Source organism: Microcystis sp. M53602_WE12, from assembly GCF_030065455.1.
Classification (GTDB): domain Bacteria; phylum Cyanobacteriota; class Cyanobacteriia; order Cyanobacteriales; family Microcystaceae; genus Microcystis; species Microcystis aeruginosa.
Genome location: NZ_JASJFB010000802.1, coordinates 1 through 3177 on the forward strand (window position 1 = coordinate 1; position 3177 = coordinate 3177).

Consider the following 3177-nt stretch of genomic DNA (forward strand, 5'->3'; position numbering starts at 1 on the left):
ATAAGGCCTCAGCTAGGTTAATAGCCTGTTCGTTTTCTGCATCGTTTTCTATTACTTTTGGTAGATACTCGGCTAGTAACCTTCCGTAGGTATCACGGTTTAAAGTAAGGGTCATTTTTCCACTCATCTTTGTCATACTCCCCGTGAGTCAAAATGTACTTGATGTAAATTACTTGGTCTTTGTAAACGCTATCTACAATTAAACGATAGGGATTACCTTTGATATTAAAGACCGTGAAATTACCAACGGCTTCTGCTTGAGAATACACAGCTTGAACTTCAGCCAGGTTTTTCCACTCTGCTTTACTAGCAATTTTATACCAAGTATTAATGGCATTAACAGCATCGGCGTGTTTTCCAGAAAATCGCCGCAGTTGTTTACGGCTGATGATGTGCATATTCTTATTGATTTAGAATAGCTATTGTATTCTAGTTTATCATAGTCTTATTTGCGCCACCAACCCGATGTCGGGGGGGCAGGGGGGGGTGAGGGCGATTAACCATCTCTGCCATTACTTATGAAAAATGGTATTATCCAACAGAGTTTTTAGATTTATTCAGCAAACCCTAATTACAAACACTTACTTAACATCATTTTACCGTTCCCCGTTCTCTTAATCCTCTTTCAGATCGCCAATCAGCAACGAATCGGGAGAGTTTGCTGATAGCCAAGGGCTAAGAGATGACAGAGTTGGTGATATAGTAACTAAAGATCACACTTAAATCTAACCTTGCCATAGATGCACAAATCTCGAATCTGGCAACCCCAAAAATCTCCCGTCTCTAACATCAGTTTTAGCGATGAAATGAGGTAAGAATTTTGACGAAAATACTTAGCGATCGCATGGCCGTTTATCTGCTCATCGGTGGACTCCTGTTTAGAATAATCATCGCCTTGGGGCTTTATCCCGGTTACGATGAAGCCTATTATTATGTTTACAGCCATAATCTAGATTGGAGTTATTTCGATCATCCGCCAATAGTAGCGATTTCCACGGGTTTTGGGACTTGGATCACCGGATTAGTCAATCAATTTACCATTCGCTTCGGGACTCTCCTTCTCTATACGGGCAGCCTCTGCTTGCTATATCTGACGGCTTTAAAATTGTTCAGTCTGCCGGTCGCCAGAATGACTTTAGCGATCGCCACTCTCATCCCCATCTATGGGATCGTCTTCGGGATTCTCTCGCAGCCAGATAGTCCTTTAATCTTTTTTTGGTCATTAACAGTCTATTTAGCTGCCCAAGAATTCTGGCCAATTCGGGAAAAAAACTATCATCCTAGCTATCGTCTCGCTTATATTGGACTTGCCGTAGGATTGGCGGTTTTAAGTAAATATCACGGCTTTATTTTGGGCTTTGGTTTAGTTTTATTTTGTCTGACCACTCCCCGCTATTGGCCTGTATTTAGATCGCCCTGGTTAGGATTAGGATTTATTCTCTTTTTGATAACTTTATTGCCGATTATCTACTGGAATATTAACCATGATTGGATTTCCTTTCGCTTTCATTTAGAAGACCGTTTTTCTGGAGAAACGAAAACCTTTAATATTCTTGGTATTCTCTCGGTTGTTGGCATTAGTATCGCCACGATGTTTCCTCCTTTCGGTCTGCCGATGTGGTGGGTGACATTTAAAAGCTTTGCCGAACAAATTCCTAACTTTATCTCGAAAAAAAGATTTTTTCATCGAGAAGAAGAATCACTAAAAAAATGGTTAATTCTCTCGGTTTCTCTGCCCTTAATCCTGGGAATGCTTTATGTGGGTGCTTCCCATTATCTCGCCCCTAGTTGGATTTTACCTGGGTTCTGGTCCTGTACAATTTTATTAGGAGAAAAGGTCAATACTTGGCAGCAATCTTCTCGAATCTGGGTAAAAAGATGGTTATGGGGATCGGGAATTTTTATCGTTACTATTTTATCTATAGCAATGCTTCACGTTACTTTTGGCACTTTCCAAAAACCTAGTCAATACGCAATTTTTGGGGGAATTATTGCCCCAGAACAAGACCCTTCTCGGGAAATTGTCGATATCAATCAACTGCGCCAAGGCTTTGCTAATTCGCCCGAATTATTAGCACTCTTAAAAGATTCTAGCTTCGTTTTTACCCATAGTTTTTATGTGACAGCATGGCTAGATATGGCCCTTTATCCCCTAGTTCCTATTCCCGTCACCTGTTTTAACAACGATCAAAGGGGTTATCAAATTTGGTTTAATCCTCAAGAATGGATCGGTAAAAATGGTTTATTAATTACTACAAATAGTTCTCTAGAAAGACCGGAAATAATCGATCGCTACCGTCCCTATTTCCAAGATATAACTAAAGTAGCTGTCATTCCGATCAAGCGCGGTGGTGTCACCATCGAACAATTTCATGTTTACCAAGCTAAAGGACTAATTAAAACTTATCCTTAAAGCAGTTATAGCGGGTAGGGGATAGATAAAATAGTTCATAGATACTGATAACTTCTATCTCCTGAATTTTGTAAACTTTTTTACTTTTTGCTTGATAAATATGTCCATTCATCGAGTGCGTATTGCTAGAGATAAAGGGGAATTTGTCCAGTCCTTAGTTAATTTTAATCAGGGAATTGGCCCCTTTCAAACCTATGCTGATGTCATCGCTTTTGCGGCGGCTTTAGGGGTAAAATATCAGGAGAGGGTGGCGATAGAAAATGTAGCGAAGGAACCCTCACCTATTAACCTAGAAATTTTTATTTCTCGTGGCTACGATACCCTAATCAAATTATTGGCAGTCAATGAATTCCAAGACACGAAAATTCTTTCTCCCCACGGGGTAGATTCGGAAGCTTTGCGAGTGACAATTTTCGAGGAATATGCCAACGCCGGTTTAGCAAGATTAGAACGAGAATTGCGCGGTGCGGTGGATTATACTGAAAGATTATTGTTAATTATCAGTCAGGAACGTTTTCGAGAAATTACTGCCACAACGGAATTCGATTTAGGCAGATTTTTGTAGTAGAAATCTTATCCCTAACTCTCCTGACTCCTAACCCCACCAATAAACTTTTTCAGCAGACCCTACTTAGGGTTTGCTGAATAAATCTAAAAACCTTGTTGGGTAAGACTTTTAGACTTTTTGTCAATCAAAAAGTACCGGGCATGGGAGTGATCAGGGGGAAAATTCCTGGACTTTTTCCCTGAAAATTAGGTAATTG

3 protein-coding genes and 1 pseudogene are annotated in these 3177 nt (G+C 40.1%); 2 read left to right on the forward strand and 2 right to left on the reverse strand.

The genetic code is table 11. The features are described from left to right. Both PX482_RS24480 and PX482_RS24485 read right to left on the reverse strand, forming a co-directional pair. Positions 1-127, reverse strand: a pseudogene (locus PX482_RS24480) (transcriptional regulator); the annotation flags it as partial. Further along, a complete protein-coding gene (locus tag PX482_RS24485) occupies positions 93-398 on the reverse strand; it encodes a type II toxin-antitoxin system HigB family toxin (protein WP_288027550.1) in 306 nt (101 codons plus the stop codon). The gene PX482_RS24485 and the pseudogene PX482_RS24480, both read right to left, overlap by 35 nt. Positions 399-820: 422 nt before the next feature. On the opposite strand from PX482_RS24485, the gene PX482_RS24490 reads away from it, so the two are divergent. Continuing rightward, entirely contained in the window at positions 821-2413 is a 1593-nt protein-coding gene (locus PX482_RS24490) for an ArnT family glycosyltransferase (protein WP_288027549.1), read from the forward strand. A 100-nt stretch (positions 2414-2513) separates the two neighbouring features. Continuing rightward, positions 2514-2978, forward strand: coding sequence for a DNA phosphorothioation-associated protein 4 (locus PX482_RS24495; protein ID WP_002760679.1), 465 nt, complete (start codon positions 2514-2516; stop codon positions 2976-2978). Positions 2979-3177: the final 199 nt, after the last annotated feature.